We start from the raw sequence: 18,187 nt of genomic DNA on the forward strand, positions 1-18,187 counted from the left end.
ATATGAATACATTATTATCCATAAAAACAAGAAACAATGTTTTACTAACAATGGCGCAACTTCTTGAGAAAGAAAGAGCCGCAATTATTAGCATCAACAAAAAGGATTTAGAAGCGTATAAAGGAGATGATATTTCGATGTTTGATCGTTTAAAAGTTGATAATTCTAAGGTTGATGAAATGATTGCTGCTGCTAAACATTTGGCTTCACAAGAAGATCCTGTTGGTGTAGAACGCTTTCGTTTTAAACATGATAATGGAATGCAAGTTTATAATAAAACAGCCTCTTTTGGTACGATTTTAATCATTTATGAATCTAGACCAGATGTTACTGTTGAAGCTGCAGGAATTACTTTTAAATCTGGAAATAAGATTTTATTAAAAGGGGGTAAAGAGTCCTTAAATTCCAACTTAAAAATTGTTGAATTATGGCACAAAGCTTTACTACAAAATAATGCTTCTACAGATTGGGTAGAATATTTACAATTTAACAGAACTGAAACGCAGGCATTTTTAGAAAAACCAACTCAAAAAGTAGATTTAATTGTACCAAGAGGAGGAGAACGTTTAATTGCTTTTGTAAAGCAGCACGCTACTTGTCCTGTTATTATTAGTGGACGTGGAAATAACTTTGTGTATGTTGATAAAGAAGCAGATTTAGAGATTGCAATTGCTATTATTTTAAATGGAAAATCAAAAATATCCGCTTGTAACGCTGTTGATAAAGTTTTAATTGATGAAAACTTACCGAATAAAGAAGCATTCATCAACAAATTAATATCAAAATTAAATACAGCTAAAATTCAGGTTTTAGGAGATGCAATCGTTTCTAAAAATCATCAATTAGAAGAAATTGCTTCAAACGAAGTTTGGTATGAAGAATTCTTAGATTATAAAATTGTGGTTGGAGAAATTGCTTCAAATGAAGCTGCAATTACAATGATAAATAAGTATGCTGGTGGTCATTCTTCTGTAATTATTACAAAAGATAGTGACAAAGCAAAAGTATTTATGGAAAACGTAGATACCGGCGTTGTTTATCATAATGCGTCTACTCGTTTTACAGATGGAAGTCAATTAGGTTTGGGTGGCGAATTGGCAATAAGTACAGACAAATTACACCAACGTGGACCCATTGGTTTACAGCATTTGGTAACAAATAAATGGTACGTTCATGGAAATGGCCAAACTAGAAGTTAACTCTTTTAGTTGGCAGTTTTTTAGTCGCAGTTGGTAGTAAAAAACTTTGCGCCTTTGCGACTTTGCGAGCATAAAATAAATAGAAAATTAGGAAGCAAAACATGTAATTAAATATAATGCTTAAAAAGAAACGCATTTTACTAAAAGTAGGTTCTAATACACTTACAAAAGAAACGGATAATATTTCAAGAGGAAAAATTGAAGATATTGCAAATCAGATTGCAAAACTCAAAGATACTTGTGAGTTTATTATTGTAAGTTCTGGTGCAATTGCAGTTGCAAAACAATTTGTAAAATTAGAAAGCAAACAATCAGCCATTTTTGTAAAACAAGCCTTGGCTTCTATTGGTCAGCCTCATTTAATTAGAATTTATCAAGAAATTTTTAGAGAATATGGTTTGTTAAGTTCTCAATGCCTACTCTCTTATTCAGATTTTGAAAAACAGCAAAGTAAAACCAATATTGTAAATACCATAAATGTTTTAGTAAACAATAATTACATTCCTATTATCAACGAAAACGATACGGTTGCAACAGATGAAATTCAGTTTGGTGATAATGATAAATTAGCGGCTTTAACGGCTACTTTATTAAAGGTAGATTTGTTGATAATTGCGACAAATACCAACGGAATTTACACCAAGGCCTCTATTAAAAATAATGCACCAAAAACCATTGAAGAAGTCCTCAATTTTGAAGATTTAAAAAATGAAGTTGTCAATTCTAAATCTTCTCATGGAAGTGGTGGAATGGCATCTAAAATTGAAGCCGCAGAAATAAGTAAAAACGCACATATAGAAACGTGGATTGTGAACGGTTTAGAAGATAATTTTATCACAAATGCTTTTGAAAACAAGGTTCCGTTTACAAAAATAAAAAGTACTGCTGAATTTATTTCAGCAGCTAATAAACAGTAAGAAATGAAAAATTACACATCCATAAAAGACATTGACAATATAAATTCTTGGATTGAAGAAGCCAAAGAAATTAAAGCAAACCCTTTAAAAAATATCGAATTAGGAAAAAACAAAACTTTAGGCTTGTTCTTCTTTAATTCAAGTTTACGGACCCGTTTAAGTACTCAAAAAGCAGCTTTAAACTTAGGCATGAATCCTATTGTTATGAATGTTTCTGGTGATGCTTGGGGAATTGAATTTGGCGATGGAACGATTATGAATGGAAATACTGCAGAACATATTAAAGAGGCTGCAGCTGTGGTTTCTCAATATTGTGATGTAATTGCTGTAAGAGCATTTCCTACATTAACAGACAAAGCAAAAGACGAATCTGAGCAGGTTTTAAATTCTTTTGTAAAGTTTGCTTCCGTTCCTGTAATAAATATGGAAAGTTCTACTGGCCATCCTTTACAAGGTTTAACAGATGCAATTACTATTTCAGAAAATACAACCAAAAAAAGACCTAAAGTAGTATTAAGTTGGGCACCACATATTAAAGCGTTACCTCATGCTGTTGGAAATAGTTTTGTACAAGCAATGCAAAAAATGGATGTTGAGTTTGTAATTGCAAATCCTGAAGGATATAATTTAAATCCAGAAATAACAAAAGACACACCAATTTATCACAATCAAGAGGAAGCTTTTAAAGATGCCGATTTTGTGTACACAAAAAACTGGAGTTCTTATGACGATTATGGGAAAGTTCTAAATACAGATCCTAATTGGATGATTACCAAAGAAAAAATTGGTACTGCAAAATTTATGCATTGTTTACCGGTTAGAAGAAATGTAGTTGTTGAAGATGCTGTTTTAGATAGCGACAGTTCTTTAGTGATTGAGCAAGCAAACAACAGAACCTATGCTGCACAATTGGCTTTGAAAAAAATATTAGAAGATTAGTAACGTCATTGCGAGGAACGAAGCAATCTCATAATTTAAAAACAGATTACTTCGTCATTCTTCCTCGCAATGACGCAACAAAATAAGTTCAGCTCAATGGAAAAACTATCAATCATAAAAATAGGGGGAAATATTATTGAAGATGAAAACGCTTTAAATGATTTTCTAAAACTATTTTCGAATTTAGAAGGGAAGAAAATTTTAGTTCACGGAGGTGGAAAAAGAGCGACTCACATGGCATCTAAATTAGGAATTGAGTCTAAAATGGTAAATGGTAGACGTGTTACAGATGCAGAAACGTTAGAGGTTATTACCATGGTTTATGGTGGTTTGGTAAACAAAAATATGGTTGCTAAATTACAAGCTTTACATATTGATGCCATTGGTTTAACAGGTGCAGATATCAACAGTATAAAATCAGAAAAAAGACCTGTAAAAGAAGTCGATTTTGGTTTTGTTGGTGATGTAAAAGAAGTTGCTTCTAATGCTATTGATAAATTAATTAAAGCTGATTTTACGCCTGTTTTTTGTGCAATAACGCACGATGGAAACGGACAATTATTAAATACTAATGCGGATACAATTGCAAGTACAATTGCAGTTGGAATGAGCGAAATCTATGAAACATCCATTTATTATTGTTTTGAATTGAATGGTGTTTTAAGAGATTTTAATGATAAAAATTCAGTGGTAAAACTCATCAACTCTAAGACTTATAAAGTGTTATTAGAGGATGAAATTATTACTGATGGAATGATTCCTAAATTAGACAATTGCTTTGATGCTTTAAACAACGGTGTCTCAAGAGTACATATTGGAAATACGTCTATGTTAACACAAGAAAACGATAATTTTACAACTATTACATTATAAAAATGATCATCGAAAAATTAACAGAAAATGCAATTTCTCTTTTAAAAAATTTGATTGAAACACAATCATTTTCACAAGAAGAAGAAAAGACAGCAAAACTTATTGAAGGATGGTTTAATGAAAATGAAATCCCTTTTAAAAGAACAAAAAATAATATTTGGGCAACCAATAAATATTTTGATGAAAGCAAACCAACAATGTTGCTAAACTCTCATCATGATACTGTGCATCCAAACACTGCTTATACAAAAGATCCGTTAAAAGCAATTGTTGAAGATGGCAAATTATATGGTTTAGGAAGTAATGATGCTGGTGGATGTTTGGTTTCTTTAATGGCCACTTTTACCAATTTTTATGCACAAGAAAATTTGAAATATAATTTGGTAATTGTGGCTTCTGCAGAAGAAGAAAACAGTGGACCCAATGGATTAAACAGTATGTTATCAATCATTCCTCCTATTGATGTTGCTATTGTTGGTGAACCAACGTTAATGAATTTAGCTGTTGCAGAAAAAGGTTTGGTTGTTTTTGATGCCGTTGTAGAAGGAACTCCAAGTCATGCTGCACATCCAAATAATAACAATTCAATTTACAATTCGATAGCAGTTTTACAATGGTTTAAAGATTTCAAATTTGAAAAACCTTCTGTAGCTTTGGGTGATGTAAAAATGACGGTTACTCAAATTAATGCTGGTAAACAACACAATGTAGTTCCTGCACATGTAGATTTAGTTGTTGATGTTCGTGTAAATGATGCCTATTCAAATCAAGAAATTGCAGACATTTTACAAGAACAATCTCCTTGTACTAAAATTACACCAAGAAGTTTACGATTAAACTCCTCTTCTATTTCTACAGAACATGATTTAGTAAAAGCAGGAATTGCAATGGGAAGAGAAACGTATGGTTCTCCTACCCTTTCAGATCAAGCCGTATTAAGTTGTCAATCATTAAAATTAGGCCCTGGAGATAGTACGCGTTCGCATTCTGCAAATGAATTTATTTATCTTGCAGAAATTGAAGAAGGAATAAAGATATATGTTCAACTCTTGAATCGTGTAATTGTTTAACAAAAAATATAACAAAACGTCATAAAGAGGGAGATATGACGAAGTTATCTCACTTTAAATAAAAGAGATTGCTTCATTCTTCGCAATGACAACAAAATATAGAAATTATGAAACTTTGGGATAAAGGATTTTCAATAGACAAACAAATAGAACTTTTTACAGTTGGTAATGATAGAGAAATTGATATGCATATTGCAAAATATGATGTCCAAGCTTCTTTAGCACATGCAATAATGCTAGCATCTATTGGTATTATAACTGCTGATGAATTGAAAGATTTAAAAAGAGGATTACAAGAATTAGCTGCTGATATTGAAAATGGAACATTTGTTATTGAAGCCTCTTTTGAAGATGTACATTCTAAAATTGAGTGGGAATTAACCAATAAATTAGGAGAAGTTGGTAAGAAAATTCATACTGCACGTTCTAGAAATGATCAAGTTTTAGTTGCACTTCAATTGTATTACAAAGAGAATTTATCAATTATAAATGATAAAACAAAAACACTTTTTGACACACTTTTAGGTTTAGCAGAAACGCATAAAGAAAGCTTATTACCTGGGTATACACATTTACAAGTTGCAATGCCTTCATCATTCGGATTGTGGTTTTCTGCGTATGCAGAACTATTAATTGACGATGTTTATATGCTAAATGCAGTTGCTAAAGTGGTAGATCAAAATCCTTTGGGTTCTGCTGCTGGTTATGGAAGCTCATTTCCTATCGACAGAGAATTAACAACAAAAGAATTAGACTTTGCTACGCTAAAATACAATGTGGTTGCTGCACAATTAAGTAGAGGAAAAAGCGAACGCTCTATTGCTTCTGCTTTAGGCGGTTTGTGTAACACAATGTCTCGTTTTGCAATGGATGTTTGTTTGTACATGAGTCAGAATTTTAACTTTATCACATTTCCTGATGAATTAACTACAGGAAGTAGCATTATGCCACACAAGAAAAACCCTGATGTCTTTGAATTAATCCGTGGAAAATGTAATAAAATTCAAGCTTTACATACAGAAATGGTACTAATAACCAACAATTTACCAACAGGTTATCACAGAGATTATCAATTGTTAAAAGAAAATATCATCAATGCTTTTGAAGATGTAAAAGACATTTTAGACATCTTTAATTATTCTATTCAGCAAGTTATTGTAAAAGATATCGATTTGAATGACGAGAAATATCAATACTTATTTACTGTAGATAGCATTAATAATTTAGTGGTTGAAGGCATGTCTTTTAGAGAAGCCTACCAAAAAATTGGTGGACAAGTACAAGCAGGAACGTATACACCAGATTTAGGAAAACAACATTCTCACGTAGGAAGTATTCATAATTTAAGTTTGGATAAAATTGCAGAAAAATATCCTAAATAATAGAAATCACAAATAGAAACATCAAAAATTACAATCACTTACAAACCAATTCGGTTTTAATATTTTTTATATTGCTATAAAATATTAATTATGATAACCAAAATTGAACACGTAAATATAACAGTTCCTGATATTGACGCTGCTGTATCTTTTCTTAAAATTGTTGCTCCAGACTTCAAAATAATGAAAGATGAAAAACCTTTAAATGATAAAAGGTGGATGCATATTGGTAATAATGAATATTATTTTGCTTTGCAAGAAGCACATTTAGGTGCTAATCCAAAAAAGCAAAATCAAACCTATATTAATTACGGATGTAATCATATTGGTTTGGTCGTAAATAATATTGATGCCATTGAAAAAAAGCTAATTAAAGCTAGATATAACAAAGGAATTGATACTCCAATAGAGAAGTTCAGAAAAAGAATTTATTATTATGATAACGCAGGTTTTGAATGGGAATTGGTAGAATATTCATCAAAAAATACTGAAGATAAATTTTTGTATGAGTAATAACTTTTAGAGAAGCCTTCCAAAAAATTGGTGGACAAGCGCAAACAGGAACATATAAACCAGATTTAGGTAAACAACATTTTCACTTAGGAAGTATACCTAATTTGAGTTTGGATAAAATTGCAGAGAAATATCCTAAATAATAGAAATTTTGCTAACGGTCTAGTATAAGAATAGTAGCGGATTAAATGAACGTTCCTTGTGGACAGCAAAATTTTTAATTTAATGCAAAAACGGTTTGAGTATACACCCAAACCGATATTGCTTTTTCGCCATTTTATAAGTGGTTTTTACTTCAATTCTTTCAATAATGTATTGGCTGCAAGTTTACCCAATTCATTAGAAGCTAAAGGACTTGCACCTGTGATTAATTTTCTGTCAACACAAACGGTTTTATCAGATTCTGTATTAACAATAGTAGCACCTAACTTTTTCAATCTTTCACTCACACCGTTTTTCATGTGTCCTGGTAAATAACCAATCATTGGTGTCATTTCATCCACAGCGTCCGGAAATACAGCCATCTTATATCCATCGTAAATAAATTTTTGATTATCAAGTGTAGTAGATAATAATGCACCTGGACCATGACAAAGTGTAATTGTAAACAAGTCACTTTGATATGCCCAATTCAATACCTTCCCTACGTTTCTATCTTCTGGAATTCCAATCATTGCTCCGTGGCCACCTGGTACAAATACAGCAGCATAAGAACTATCATTTACAAATGAATTCGTAATAAAATCAGCTAACTTTTTAGGCTGCTCAAAACTCGATTTGTACTCGTTGTAAATTGCTTTTACATTTGCGTCTTCTTCAGGAAAAGCCCACATTTCAAATACAACAGGTTTACCAGTAGGCGTAGCTATTTCAAAATCAAATCCTGCATTTTTAAGGTGTAACATGGGCACAAGTGCTTCTATTGGGTGATTTCCTGTAGAAAAGAATTTACCGTTTTTCATCTCCAAGTTTTTTTTCTCAGTGAAAATCACCAAAATCTTGGATTTGTCTCCTTGGTATTTTGTGTACTTGATGTCCTCAAAATCCGTTTTAGAAACTGTTCCTAATGATAAAGCTAAACTTGAAGGGCTATACGAGCCATCCGCTTCTAGTTTAGGTTGAGCCATAAAATAGATTACAATAAATGCAAGTAGAATAACACTTGCTAATCCAATTAATATTTTCTTAATCATAATTTTTGTTTTTAGTATTTGAAACAAAAGTATAGTGCTGGTATAAGATAAAATTTACCCTATGGTAAGAAAACTATTTTTTAGCATTTTCTATTCTTATACGACTTAAGCTTTGTTGTGTAATGCCTAAATAAGATGCGATGTGATAGTTTGGAGTGTATTGTTCAATATCGGGATATTGTTTCAGAAACAAATCGTATCTCTCCGTAGCAGTTAGTTGCAATTGATTTAAGATTCTTTTATGCAAACTGACTACATGACGCTCTAAGTTTTTCCGTTGGAAAGCTTCAAATTCAGGGAATATTGAATATATCCCATCCAATTTTTTAGCATTAAATTCGATTATATTTGAATCAGTAATGCACTCTATTGTTAATGTAGATAGTTCATTATTGTAGATAGCCATAAAATCACTAATCCACCAATTTTTGATCGCAAATTGTAAGGTGTACTCTTTCCCATTTTTATTAATACAATAAGCTCTTAAGCAGCCGTCTTTAACAAAATATGTATTCTTCACAGCTTGTCCTTGTCGAATCAAAACATCCCCTTTAGAAGCCGACTTTTCTATTGCAATAGAAACAACATATTCTTCGGCCTTTGAGCTAAGAATTATACTACTTTTTATTTTATTGATTAAGGCTTCCAATTTTAGTCTTTAGGATAATTACTTACAACGTTAACATGAATATTAAACATTTTAATATTTTATAAACGTAGTTAGCGAAGTTCGCGAATTATTCTTTTAGAAACAAACCCTACTTCTTCTTAAACTTTTCAATCAACAATAGATTACCCAAAACCATTGTAAAGGCATACCTAATATCTTCTATAGGTATTGTTGCTAAACGGATTTCTAAATAATAGAAATTTTGCTAACCTTGTTGTTTATGGAAAAGTTGCGTGTTTAAGTAGCTAATTTAGCAAATAAGAATGGAATAGAAAGCCCGAAAGGATTATCTTAAATAGGCTTATACTAGCAATAAATTTAATGAAGAACAGCGTTATTTTTTAGCTCAGTTCTTTGTTGTGATTTGTATTTATTGTTTCAAGTATTTTTCCAACTGACCTCTCTCATTTGTTATTGATAGAGTAGTTTTACCTAAAGAATCAGTAATGATATTATTAATTATATCGCAATTGAAACTTGTTGTATCTATTTGAATTTTCAAAAAAACATCGTACGCATTATTTGAACTTGTGCTACAAGTTAAAGTCACTTCGTATTCAGTAGTGTCCTCTAAAGTATTATCAATGTATATTTTCAGTTTATTATCCGATGAAAACTCAATCTTATTGGATGAATCCTCTTCTGAAACCCAAGTTCCAATAATTAAAGATTTGTAAGTCTTAAATCGTTCTTCTTGAGATTGTGCTTTACACCCAAATGTCAAACCTAAAGTTATTATTAATATTATTTTTAAATTTTTCATAATTTCTAATTTTATTTACAATTAATTGAATCCTTTGCTTTTTGAAATTTCTTTTTTCTATCTTTTAATCCTTTCAATTTAGGGTTTATTGGTTTTGTTACTTTACTAACAGAGGTTAAACTACTTATTATAATTTTATCAACAACTCTTTTTTTATAGTACCAGAGACCACTTAAAACTGCTAAAGTATCATTGGATGCTATAATATTAGGATTTGAAACGGGATCAATATCTGGGTCATATTTATTATTATACCAAGTTTTAAATGCTTTATAATTATCTTTCCATGTTAACTGAAATATTCCTCTACCTCTATATTTATAACCATCACCACTAGCTACATTTCCATTTCCAAATTTACAGCACATTGCAATATTAGCAACTCCAGATGAATTTTTTAAATAATCAGGTGCATAATAAAGATTTTTATCAGATTTAGCTTTTAAAGAATCCATAGTAAATTTGGAATAAGTTATAGCTAGTTTACTTGCAGTAGTCCAATAAGTACTTTCAGTAACGCTTAATTTATTAAAACCTCCTGTTTCGTGGCCTGCTTGTGCTAGAAAATGCCATAAATCTTCATCACTATCTATGCCAAAGTCTCTACCTTTATCATTTATAATTTTAGCAAGAGTTTCAGCTTTACTATCAGGCATATTTGGAAATACTTTCTTTAAATCTTCTTTAGAAGTATCGCAATCATCAACACAATTTCCATTTTCATCTTCTTTTTTTCCTTCAGGGCAATTACATTCTTTAGTGGCTGTATCATAAATTTTCCCACCAGAACAAATAGAGTCGCATTTTCCAGTAGTAGGGTTTTTCTTATAACCCTCAGGGCATTTTCCTTCTTCATCAGGGTCAACAGGACTAGCCATTAAAATTGCAGCAGCAGCAGAGGTTACTTGACCAGAAGATAAACTAGTTCCACCACTGCCACCAGTAGGAATACCATTTGATGTAGCTCCATTTACATAATTACCATATCCTGTACTTCCTGGTCCAGAGGTGTAATACCAATTATAACTATTACTATAGCCTGACCCAGTACTGCTACCATCACTATTTCCAACACCTGAAGCTGTAATAGTTACTTCATCTAAAACACCTTCATCAAAATCACCTAGAGTATCTGAGTTCCAACAATCTCCTTCTGTTGTTAAACTTTGAAAAAATAAAAGTGGTAAGAAACTAGCTTGTTGAGTTTGTGTTTTTACAACAAAACGTTTAGTGAAAACACCTTTTTCAATACGATATCCGTCAATAAATTTACCTTTTAAATCATTAAAATAGATACGACCATTTATAATACTACCATCTTTATCAACATCATCTTTCCATATAGTAAAAACTACGTTTCGTATATGATTGTTAACACTAATAAAATAAATTTGACTATTATATTGACCATTTCTGTTTATTTCAGAGTTTGCAGTTGTAAGTTGAGCATTAGTATATGCAATCTCATTATACTCCAAAGTATTCCAATCTGGAGTAACTTCAAGTTCATCTTTAGTTCCTTTTGCATAAACCCTTTCTAGTTTAATTTTTTCTTTTTTAGAGTTAAAGAGTGCAATTGCATCTTTAAAGGAAACTGTTTTTACATTATTGAAATCAATACTTTCTGGTTTAATAGCATTATCTTCTAAAGTACAATTCCATAAGAATAATGTTACTCCAAAGAGAAAAAGCCTGAATATTAGAAAATTTTTACTTTTTTGCTTCTTTTTCATATTTATAAATTAAGCTATAATTTTTGAGTTTTCAATTCAGCCAGTAAACTGGCAAAATATGTCTTGTCCTGAAATATGGCTACAGGTTAAAATTGAATTAAGCTGATAATTTATATACCCTATTTGGTATTTTATAGTCTAAAGATAAATGTAATCTTACTTCATTGTATAAATTAATTGCATTTTTTGCAGCTCTCTTTTGCCTGTACTTTTTTTCATCTGATTTAACTATAATTCTTTCATTTTAAAATTAACATAACTATAAATAGTATAATATTTATCATTTTTTAAAGCATTTAGTAAGTTGTTATTTTAATGATTTCTTTTAAGTCATTCATAGCTCTATGACCAACATTGTAATCATTTTACAAACATAAAGCAAAAACAACAACATGTCAATCCCTGAAAACGGTGAAATTTTTTCCTCACTGAAAACCGTTAGTTTTCTCACTGTTTTCAGTTAACCAAAAAAAGGTAATAACAATATTTAAAGAAGAAGTCTTGTGAGGTTCAATGAGATTAAATGTACGCTAAGAATAGTGATTATAAAAAAAACGGATAGAAACCAAAACGAACTTAATTATTCGTCTCATTTTAATTTTACTTAGGTCTCAGTTTTAATATTTTAAAAGGTCATCTCTTTTTTCAGTTGTCTTATTTTATATGGCATAACGTGTTGTATAAGATTAGGTGCGTGTAAATAGAGACTTACCAACGAATAAGAAATGAATTTAATAGATAAATATTAACCTTTAAAAAAGACCATGGAAGCGCTTAATTTTATACGGCTTAAGTTTGTCTTTTAATACTTTTGATAAATAATCAGAAAGAATAAAAGAGCGCATTAAGGTTAATTTATTGTTTCTTCAAAAAATCGGATACTAACGAATTTTTATCAGATTCCATTTCGTTAGTCCAACCATCTATCCACCATCTGCCATTTTCATAATGAAGTTGAATACTAACCAGTCCTCTAACACCTGTAGTAGTTTCAGGTTCGTATCTTATTTCATATGCGCTCCAAACTTGAACGATATTTCCAAATTGACTAACCTTTCTTTTTAGTTCTTTTTCATAGAAATCTTTTCTCTCGGACAGCCTTAATTCGTTTTGTAATACTTCCAATGCAACAAATTCAGCTTTCCCATTTTCGTGTATGAAGATTATATGTGCATTTTTAGAATGCATATATGTATCTCTTTCAAATTCCCAAGGATCACTACTCGAACCAGAAGCAACATCATAATATGCTTTTATGATTGCATCTACAGATTTTACGTCTTCTGCGTATTTTTCTTTGTTCGTTTGTCCGAAGACTAAATTACAAGCGAAAATTATGCTAATTGATGTAAGTATTATTTTGTTCATATCTATTGGTTTTTAAATTTTTGCTAACATATTACTGTATGGATAGTGGCGTGTTTAAGCAGCGAATTTAGCAAATAAAAACTAGATAAAGTCTGCGAGGACTTTCGTAAACTGGCTTTTACGAGCATTTTTTTTTACACGGCTTAAGTTTACATTTTATAAATTTAAGCAAATAACCTGAAAGAATAAAAGAGCGCATTAAGGTTAATATATACGGTGAAGCCTAGACTTCGACAACATTGATAATCCGCTCTCTTTTCTACTAAAAAATCACGTTCAGTTCTGTGAGACCTAGATCTCGTTTTCAAGTTGTTGTGAGTAAAAGTAGGTTATTCTTTCATAAATCAGTTCTTATGAATAAATATAAGGAAATTTTTGGAGTTGACATTAGCAAAGATGTATTTGATATTCATGGAAGTAAAAGCGGCCATGATCAATTTAAAAATAATCTATCGGGTTTTAAATCCTTTCTAAAAAGCCTTCCTAAAGAATCATTAGTTTTAATGGAGGCAACAGGTTACTATCATTATCGGTTAGCTCAGTTTTTATTTAAACAAGGTGTTTTAGTTTCGGTAGTAAACCTTTTATCAGTAAAGCGTTTTATCCAGATGAAATTAGCAAAAGTAAAAACAGATAAAAGTGATGCAAAAGCAATTTGTGAATATGGTAAAATTAATGAAGTGCCTTTGTATAAAGCACTTACAGATGTTCAAAGTGAATACTTACAATTGTTTCGATTGATGGATAGTTGTATCAAGAAACGAACTGCCACTAAGAATAAAATCCATGGAGAAGATGTTTTAGGAATCCCTTCTAAATATGTTTACCGGTCATTAGTCCGAATTAAAAAGTATTTAGACAAAGAGATTTTAGGAATAGAAAAGAAGCTGCTATCTTTAGTGAAACAAGAACAGCAAGTACAATTAACATTGTTGCCAAGCATTCCAGGAATAGGACTTAAAACCGCCTTATTTATGATTGTAATAACAGATGGTTTTGATAAGTTTGAGAATGCAAAACAGTTGTATAGTTATGTAGGCATCACGCCTACAATACGGGAATCTGGTAGCAGTGTAAGAGGTAGAAGCCGAATAAGTAAGGTTGGCAATAGAAAGTTGCGAAACCTTTTGTTTCCGTGTTCTTTTACAGCATGCAAGCAAAACAAGGGGTGTAGAGAAATTTACGAGCGAATTGTAAACAAAGGACAGCCCAAAAAACTAGCACTGATAGCAGTTTCTAATAAACTATTAAAACAGGCTTTTGCTATCGCAAAATCAGGGCATCGGTATGATCCAACTTTTGTGTCGGTATTTGTGGCTAAATAGTAAATAAAATCTAAAAAAAAAATGAACAAAAAAAGCTTAATTATAAAATTAAGCCTAGAATAATAGTGTACAAAATTAATGAAGAACAGCGTTGTTTTTTAGCTCAGTTCTTTGTTGGCTTTTAGTTCTTTAATTTCGGTTGTATGCTTCATTAAGATTTTTCATTACGCAATTTATATTTTTAGAGTTCGAGTATATTTCAGAGTCTTTCAATTCAGCAAACTTGCTCAAATTCCTAAACACATTTGTTGATTTGTTCAGGTTTGTTTTACTAATTATTTACTTGATTTTTTATCAAGTTATTTATTCGAATGAATTTTCTAGAATCATATAGAGTTAAGTTTTACTTTTTGATAAGCTTTATGAAAATGTAAATAAATAAGACAATCATGAAAATAAAAATAGTTAAATCTGTGTTTGTACCTGTCTTATACAAATATACAATTGAGTTATTTCTTTTAATTATGTTATTATTGGAATTATTAATATTGAGTTTAATTGAAACTATTAGCAATAAAATTATACCTAGAATTGATAAAGTTGTTTTTTTTTTCATTTATACATTTTATGACCCTATATTTTACCTGCATGGTAGAATATACTGACGCTTTATAACAATTTGTTTTATTCAAGTAAATATAAGCTTTGCGGTAAACCGTAATTATACCTTTAGATTTCCGAAAATACTCCTGTTTTTTTTTACAGTACTATATGCTCGAGTTCTAAATGGAGCTGTTTATACTTAAAAATACAATGAGCGAAGTTACTCTCTTTAAGTATCTAAATATACCGTATAAATACCCGTTTTTTTAGTGATGTCATTTAAAAAAAAATCTGTCATTAATAGGTTGTTACATCTAAAGATGGGTGTATTTCTTTTTTTTAGCTTCTTTAATAGGTATATAGCATGTTTGTAGGTATTTTATTCCGTAGAAGAAACCCATCAACAAAACAAAAACTAGAAAAGCATAATTTACAAATGTGTGTGCTTTTCTAGTATTTAGAATAATTATTGGTAATAAAATCAAGATAAAAAACAAGGTTATGAAACGTGTTGCTTTATTTGATAAAAGTAAGTTTTATTTAAAATAGGCTAAAGAATAATGTATAAATATGCTTGCATACAGCGTGCAAAAAAAAGAACATATACTACTAAATTGGTATTCTAAAAGGTACCAAATTTAAATGATAATCCGCATTAAAAACCCAAACGTAATTTGCTGTAAAAATAGCATCCCAAATTAAAAAAAAAGGTGTAAACTATTGTTAATGAAAGAAAAACGGCTTTCCACTACTTTATGAATCTCATTTTTTTCTCGAATGAATATAAAAATGGAATACTAAAAGGTCCTAAATTTAAAAGCAGCAATTTAGGTACAGTAAGTAATCTATAATATTAGATACCTACAGTTTTGTATGCTAGCTTTTCTTTTTTTATTAAATCATCAATGGCATCCCAAAGTGCAATTCTTTTCTCTAAGGATTGTTTTGCAACCATTAACGTTTCTGTCCACTTCTGGTCATCAGTACCACAAAGCTCTGACACCATTTTAAGAGAAAGAGGGCCGTGTTCATCTCCATCAAGTTCTATATGCCTTTCAAGGTAGTATTTTAGCTTGTTATAAGTTTCGTTATTAGTGTCAAATTTATTCAGAATTTCAATAAACATATCTGGTATAACATCTTCCCTTCCAAAAGTAAAAGCAGCAGCAGTAAGGTGTGGCTTGTTGGTTTCTAACACTGAAAATGTAAAATTAACAAAATCTGCTACTCTAGTATCAATATTTATTTCTTTTAATGCGTGTTTAACGGATTGTCCAGATTCAATCAGTTTTATGAAAAAATTTATTTTATCTGTATTTGCGCCTACTTGTAACATTGCTTCTAAATACATTTCAAAGTGACTTTTAGGGGCTCCTAATTCATTAATATCACTTTCCTCGCCATGAACAATTTCATTAATAAACCTTGATAATGTTGGATTCTTAGAAGGAGTCCATGGTGTCTTAACAGTTGTAAGGTTTATTTGAAGATTTTTTAAAAGAGACATAAAATCCCAAACGGCAAAAACATGATTTTCCATAAAGGTTTTAATATCATTGATGTGCTGAAAGTTTCCATAAATCTTATGACGCTGCAATTGACTTCTTAATTCAGCTATTTCGTTTTCAATGTGGGATATTCTATTCATTTATTTTTTTATTAAACTTGTATAAAATTAATAGGTTTATTTGATGTTTTATAAACCTAGTTAGGTGGTATTATTTTTTATTATAAACTATTTTTTAAATTTTTCAATCAAAAAAACATTCCCAAAAATCATCGTAAAAGCATACCCAATATCTTCTATAGGTATGGTTGCTAAACGGATTCCTAAATTTTCTGCATTGTTATACCAAACAACAGGTTCTTCAAGTCCTGTTCCTGTAAGAATTCCGTTTACAATAAAAAACGGAACTAAAATTATTAGAAAAGAAATATAGAATCTTTGTAGGTATTTTATTCCGTAAAAGAAACCCATCAACAAAACAAAAACCACAAAACTGTAATTTACAAATGTGTATGCTTTATCTGTATTTAGAATAATTACTGGCACTAAAATCAAGATAAAAAACAAGGTTATAAAACGTGTTGCTTTATTTGATAAAAGTAAGTTTGGTTTAAAATAGGCTAAAGAATAATGTATAAATATGCTTGCATACGGAATACAAAAAAAGAACATCCACTCCTCTATTGGCATTCCAAAAAGCAACAAATTCATATGATAATCCGCATTAAAACCCCAAACGCCATTTGCTGTAAAAATAGCATCCCAAATTAAAAAAACAGTGGCAACCATTGTTAATGAAAGAAACACGGCTTTCCAATGTTTTATGAATTTCATTTTTTTCTCGAAAGAATATAAAAATGGAATACTAAAAGATCCTAAATTTAAAAGAAGGTATAAAAACACTAAATTTTTGGTTTTTTAAAGTATTTAAAAGGTACAAACAACATTCCAAAACATTGGCTATCTTCTTTCCTCATATTTTTATGATGAATTTTATGCGCCTTTCTTAATCCTTTTAAATAAAAGTTATTGGTGTTTTTAAACCATTTAAAACGTTGATGAATTAATACGTCATGCACTAAAAAATAGGCCAATCCGTAACATAAAATACCCAATCCTATAAAAAATAAATAGGTGTGCTCTGTATAGGTTCCGTAATAGAATAGAGCAATACTTGGAATGGCAAAAACAACAAAAAAAGCATCATTTTTCTCAAAACCTTGGTATTTTGGTTGATGATGATCTTCATGCAAATACCATCCAAAACCATGCATTACAAATTTATGTGTACACCAAGTGATGCCTTCCATTAATAAAAAAACAGCAAAAGTAATTAGTCCGAACATTATTTTATAATATTTAATTTATATTTCACGTAGCTTCTTGCCAATAAATTTATTTTCATTGGGTCTGAAATACGAATACGAGTATCCATAATTCTTTCTGATGGTACGGCTTTTAATTTTTTTAATAAACGTCTGTAGTATCTATACGCCATATACACTCCAAATTTTGCTTCAACAGGCAGTTTAAGAATTCCGTTTTTATAAGCAAAATCGAAATCGGCCTCAATCTCATCAATAATAAGTTGTTTTGAAGCTGCATTTAATTCCCCTAAATTTATATTCGGAAAATAAGAACGATTTAAAACCTCATAATCATCTTTTAAATCACGTAAAAAATTCACTTTTTGAAAAGCAGATCCTAAACGCATTGCGGCATCTTTTAATTCATCATACATTTCGTCATTTCCATTCACAAATACTTTTAAACACATTAACCCTACAACATCTGCAGAACCATAAATATATTCGTCATATTCTTCTTTGGTTTCATATTCAGTTTTAAATAAATCAGCTTTCATACTTTTTAAAAAAGCTTGCACCATTTCATCAGGAATATTATACTTACTTACTGTTTGCTGAAATGAATTTAAAATGGGATTTAAACTAATACCCAACTCTTTTGAAAGATAATAATCTCTTTCAAAATGCGCCATTAATTTTTCTTTGTCGTACTCATGAAAAGTATCTACAATCTCGTCTGCAAAACGAACAAAACCATAAATATTATAAATGTCTGCTCTAATAACGGGAGACAACATCTTTACCGCTAAAGAAAAAGAGGTACTATAACTTTTTGTAACTAGTTTACTACAATCATTAGAAACGCTATCAAATAACTCTTTCATT

At 30.4% G+C, this 18,187-nt stretch carries 18 protein-coding genes; 8 read left to right on the forward strand and 10 right to left on the reverse strand.

Annotation, left to right across the window (positions count from 1 at the left end; genetic code table 11):
- Positions 1–2: 2 nt before the first annotated feature.
- The 7 genes from BTO04_RS04140 to BTO04_RS04170 all read left to right on the forward strand — a co-directional run bounded on the left by BTO04_RS04140 (position 3) and on the right by BTO04_RS04170 (position 6,893).
- Entirely contained in the window at positions 3–1,199 is a 1,197-nt protein-coding gene (locus BTO04_RS04140) for a glutamate-5-semialdehyde dehydrogenase (RefSeq protein WP_087563295.1), read from the forward strand.
- A 116-nt stretch (positions 1,200–1,315) separates the two neighbouring features.
- Positions 1,316–2,116, forward strand: a complete 801-nt coding sequence (proB, locus tag BTO04_RS04145) for a glutamate 5-kinase (protein ID WP_087563296.1) — start codon at positions 1,316–1,318, stop codon at positions 2,114–2,116.
- 3 nt (positions 2,117–2,119) lie between these two features.
- Positions 2,120–3,055 carry an acetylornithine carbamoyltransferase gene (locus BTO04_RS04150; protein WP_087563297.1) on the forward strand — a complete coding sequence of 312 codons (936 nt, stop codon included), beginning with the start codon at positions 2,120–2,122 and terminating at the stop codon, positions 3,053–3,055.
- A gap of 96 nt (positions 3,056–3,151) precedes the next feature.
- Positions 3,152–3,928, forward strand: coding sequence for an acetylglutamate kinase (argB, locus tag BTO04_RS04155; protein ID WP_087563298.1), 777 nt, complete (start codon positions 3,152–3,154; stop codon positions 3,926–3,928).
- A gap of 2 nt (positions 3,929–3,930) precedes the next feature.
- Positions 3,931–4,998, forward strand: a complete 1,068-nt coding sequence (locus tag BTO04_RS04160) for a M20 family metallo-hydrolase (RefSeq protein ID WP_087563299.1) — start codon at positions 3,931–3,933, stop codon at positions 4,996–4,998.
- Between the two features lie 107 nt (positions 4,999–5,105).
- The gene (argH, locus tag BTO04_RS04165) at positions 5,106–6,380 is read left to right on the forward strand and encodes an argininosuccinate lyase (RefSeq protein ID WP_087563300.1); all 1,275 of its coding nucleotides are present in this window, start codon (positions 5,106–5,108) and stop codon (positions 6,378–6,380) included.
- A 90-nt stretch (positions 6,381–6,470) separates the two neighbouring features.
- Complete coding sequence (locus BTO04_RS04170) at positions 6,471–6,893, forward strand: VOC family protein (RefSeq protein ID WP_198342108.1); 423 nt, start codon at positions 6,471–6,473, stop codon at positions 6,891–6,893.
- Positions 6,894–7,183: 290 nt separating this feature from the next.
- On the opposite strand, the gene hchA is transcribed toward BTO04_RS04170, so the two are convergent.
- From hchA to BTO04_RS04195, 6 genes are all read right to left on the reverse strand, one after another.
- Positions 7,184–8,086: a glyoxalase III HchA gene (gene hchA, locus BTO04_RS04175; protein WP_198342109.1), complete on the reverse strand. Its 903-nt coding sequence runs from the start codon at positions 8,084–8,086 to the stop codon at positions 7,184–7,186.
- 73 nt (positions 8,087–8,159) lie between these two features.
- Positions 8,160–8,735, reverse strand: coding sequence for a Crp/Fnr family transcriptional regulator (locus BTO04_RS04180; RefSeq protein WP_087563301.1), 576 nt, complete (start codon positions 8,733–8,735; stop codon positions 8,160–8,162).
- Between the two features lie 109 nt (positions 8,736–8,844).
- Positions 8,845–8,940 carry a lycopene cyclase domain-containing protein gene (locus tag BTO04_RS15720; RefSeq protein ID WP_368356375.1) on the reverse strand — a complete coding sequence of 32 codons (96 nt, stop codon included), beginning with the start codon at positions 8,938–8,940 and terminating at the stop codon, positions 8,845–8,847.
- Positions 8,941–9,126: 186 nt separating this feature from the next.
- Positions 9,127–9,519, reverse strand: a complete 393-nt coding sequence (locus BTO04_RS04185; RefSeq protein ID WP_087563302.1) for a hypothetical protein — start codon at positions 9,517–9,519, stop codon at positions 9,127–9,129.
- 11 nt (positions 9,520–9,530) lie between these two features.
- Positions 9,531–11,252, reverse strand: coding sequence for a hypothetical protein (locus BTO04_RS04190; protein WP_087563303.1), 1,722 nt, complete (start codon positions 11,250–11,252; stop codon positions 9,531–9,533).
- A gap of 855 nt (positions 11,253–12,107) precedes the next feature.
- Positions 12,108–12,620, reverse strand: coding sequence for a hypothetical protein (locus BTO04_RS04195; RefSeq protein ID WP_087563304.1), 513 nt, complete (start codon positions 12,618–12,620; stop codon positions 12,108–12,110).
- Positions 12,621–12,973: 353 nt separating this feature from the next.
- Here BTO04_RS04195 and BTO04_RS04200 point away from each other — a divergent pair, with 353 nt between their 5' ends.
- Positions 12,974–13,945 carry an IS110 family transposase gene (locus tag BTO04_RS04200; protein ID WP_087565331.1) on the forward strand — a complete coding sequence of 324 codons (972 nt, stop codon included), beginning with the start codon at positions 12,974–12,976 and terminating at the stop codon, positions 13,943–13,945.
- Positions 13,946–15,341: 1,396 nt separating this feature from the next.
- On the opposite strand, the gene BTO04_RS04205 is transcribed toward BTO04_RS04200, so the two are convergent.
- The 4 genes from BTO04_RS04205 to BTO04_RS04220 all read right to left on the reverse strand — a co-directional run bounded on the left by BTO04_RS04205 (position 15,342) and on the right by BTO04_RS04220 (position 18,186).
- Entirely contained in the window at positions 15,342–16,136 is a 795-nt protein-coding gene (locus BTO04_RS04205; protein WP_087563305.1) for a DUF3050 domain-containing protein, read from the reverse strand.
- 87 nt (positions 16,137–16,223) lie between these two features.
- Complete coding sequence (locus BTO04_RS04210; protein ID WP_087563306.1) at positions 16,224–16,898, reverse strand: lycopene cyclase domain-containing protein; 675 nt, start codon at positions 16,896–16,898, stop codon at positions 16,224–16,226.
- Positions 16,898–17,341, reverse strand: coding sequence for a sterol desaturase family protein (locus tag BTO04_RS04215; RefSeq protein WP_198342110.1), 444 nt, complete (start codon positions 17,339–17,341; stop codon positions 16,898–16,900). The genes BTO04_RS04210 and BTO04_RS04215 overlap by 1 nt, the downstream gene beginning before the upstream one ends.
- A complete protein-coding gene (locus BTO04_RS04220; protein WP_087563308.1) occupies positions 17,341–18,186 on the reverse strand; it encodes a phytoene/squalene synthase family protein in 846 nt (281 codons plus the stop codon). The genes BTO04_RS04215 and BTO04_RS04220 overlap by 1 nt, the downstream gene beginning before the upstream one ends.
- Between the last annotated feature and the right edge of the window lies 1 nt (position 18,187).

The sequence above is a fragment of the Polaribacter sp. SA4-10 genome, from assembly GCF_002163835.1.
Taxonomy (GTDB): domain Bacteria; phylum Bacteroidota; class Bacteroidia; order Flavobacteriales; family Flavobacteriaceae; genus Polaribacter.

Coding starts and splice junctions, on each gene's coding strand:
- BTO04_RS04140 (WP_087563295.1), top strand. CDS start 3: ATGAATACATTATTATCCATAAAAACAAGAAACAATGTTTTACTAACA.
- argB (WP_087563298.1), top strand. CDS start 3,152: ATGGAAAAACTATCAATCATAAAAATAGGGGGAAATATTATTGAAGAT.
- BTO04_RS04220 (WP_087563308.1), bottom strand. CDS start 18,186: ATGAAAGAGTTATTTGATAGCGTTTCTAATGATTGTAGTAAACTAGTT.
- BTO04_RS04215 (WP_198342110.1), bottom strand. CDS start 17,341: ATGTTCGGACTAATTACTTTTGCTGTTTTTTTATTAATGGAAGGCATC.
- proB (WP_087563296.1), top strand. CDS start 1,316: ATGCTTAAAAAGAAACGCATTTTACTAAAAGTAGGTTCTAATACACTT.
- BTO04_RS04190 (WP_087563303.1), bottom strand. CDS start 11,252: ATGAAAAAGAAGCAAAAAAGTAAAAATTTTCTAATATTCAGGCTTTTT.
- BTO04_RS04170 (WP_198342108.1), top strand. CDS start 6,471: ATGATAACCAAAATTGAACACGTAAATATAACAGTTCCTGATATTGAC.
- BTO04_RS04195 (WP_087563304.1), bottom strand. CDS start 12,620: ATGAACAAAATAATACTTACATCAATTAGCATAATTTTCGCTTGTAAT.
- BTO04_RS04160 (WP_087563299.1), top strand. CDS start 3,931: ATGATCATCGAAAAATTAACAGAAAATGCAATTTCTCTTTTAAAAAAT.
- BTO04_RS04185 (WP_087563302.1), bottom strand. CDS start 9,519: ATGAAAAATTTAAAAATAATATTAATAATAACTTTAGGTTTGACATTT.
- BTO04_RS04205 (WP_087563305.1), bottom strand. CDS start 16,136: ATGAATAGAATATCCCACATTGAAAACGAAATAGCTGAATTAAGAAGT.
- BTO04_RS04150 (WP_087563297.1), top strand. CDS start 2,120: ATGAAAAATTACACATCCATAAAAGACATTGACAATATAAATTCTTGG.
- hchA (WP_198342109.1), bottom strand. CDS start 8,086: ATGATTAAGAAAATATTAATTGGATTAGCAAGTGTTATTCTACTTGCA.
- argH (WP_087563300.1), top strand. CDS start 5,106: ATGAAACTTTGGGATAAAGGATTTTCAATAGACAAACAAATAGAACTT.
- BTO04_RS04200 (WP_087565331.1), top strand. CDS start 12,974: ATGAATAAATATAAGGAAATTTTTGGAGTTGACATTAGCAAAGATGTA.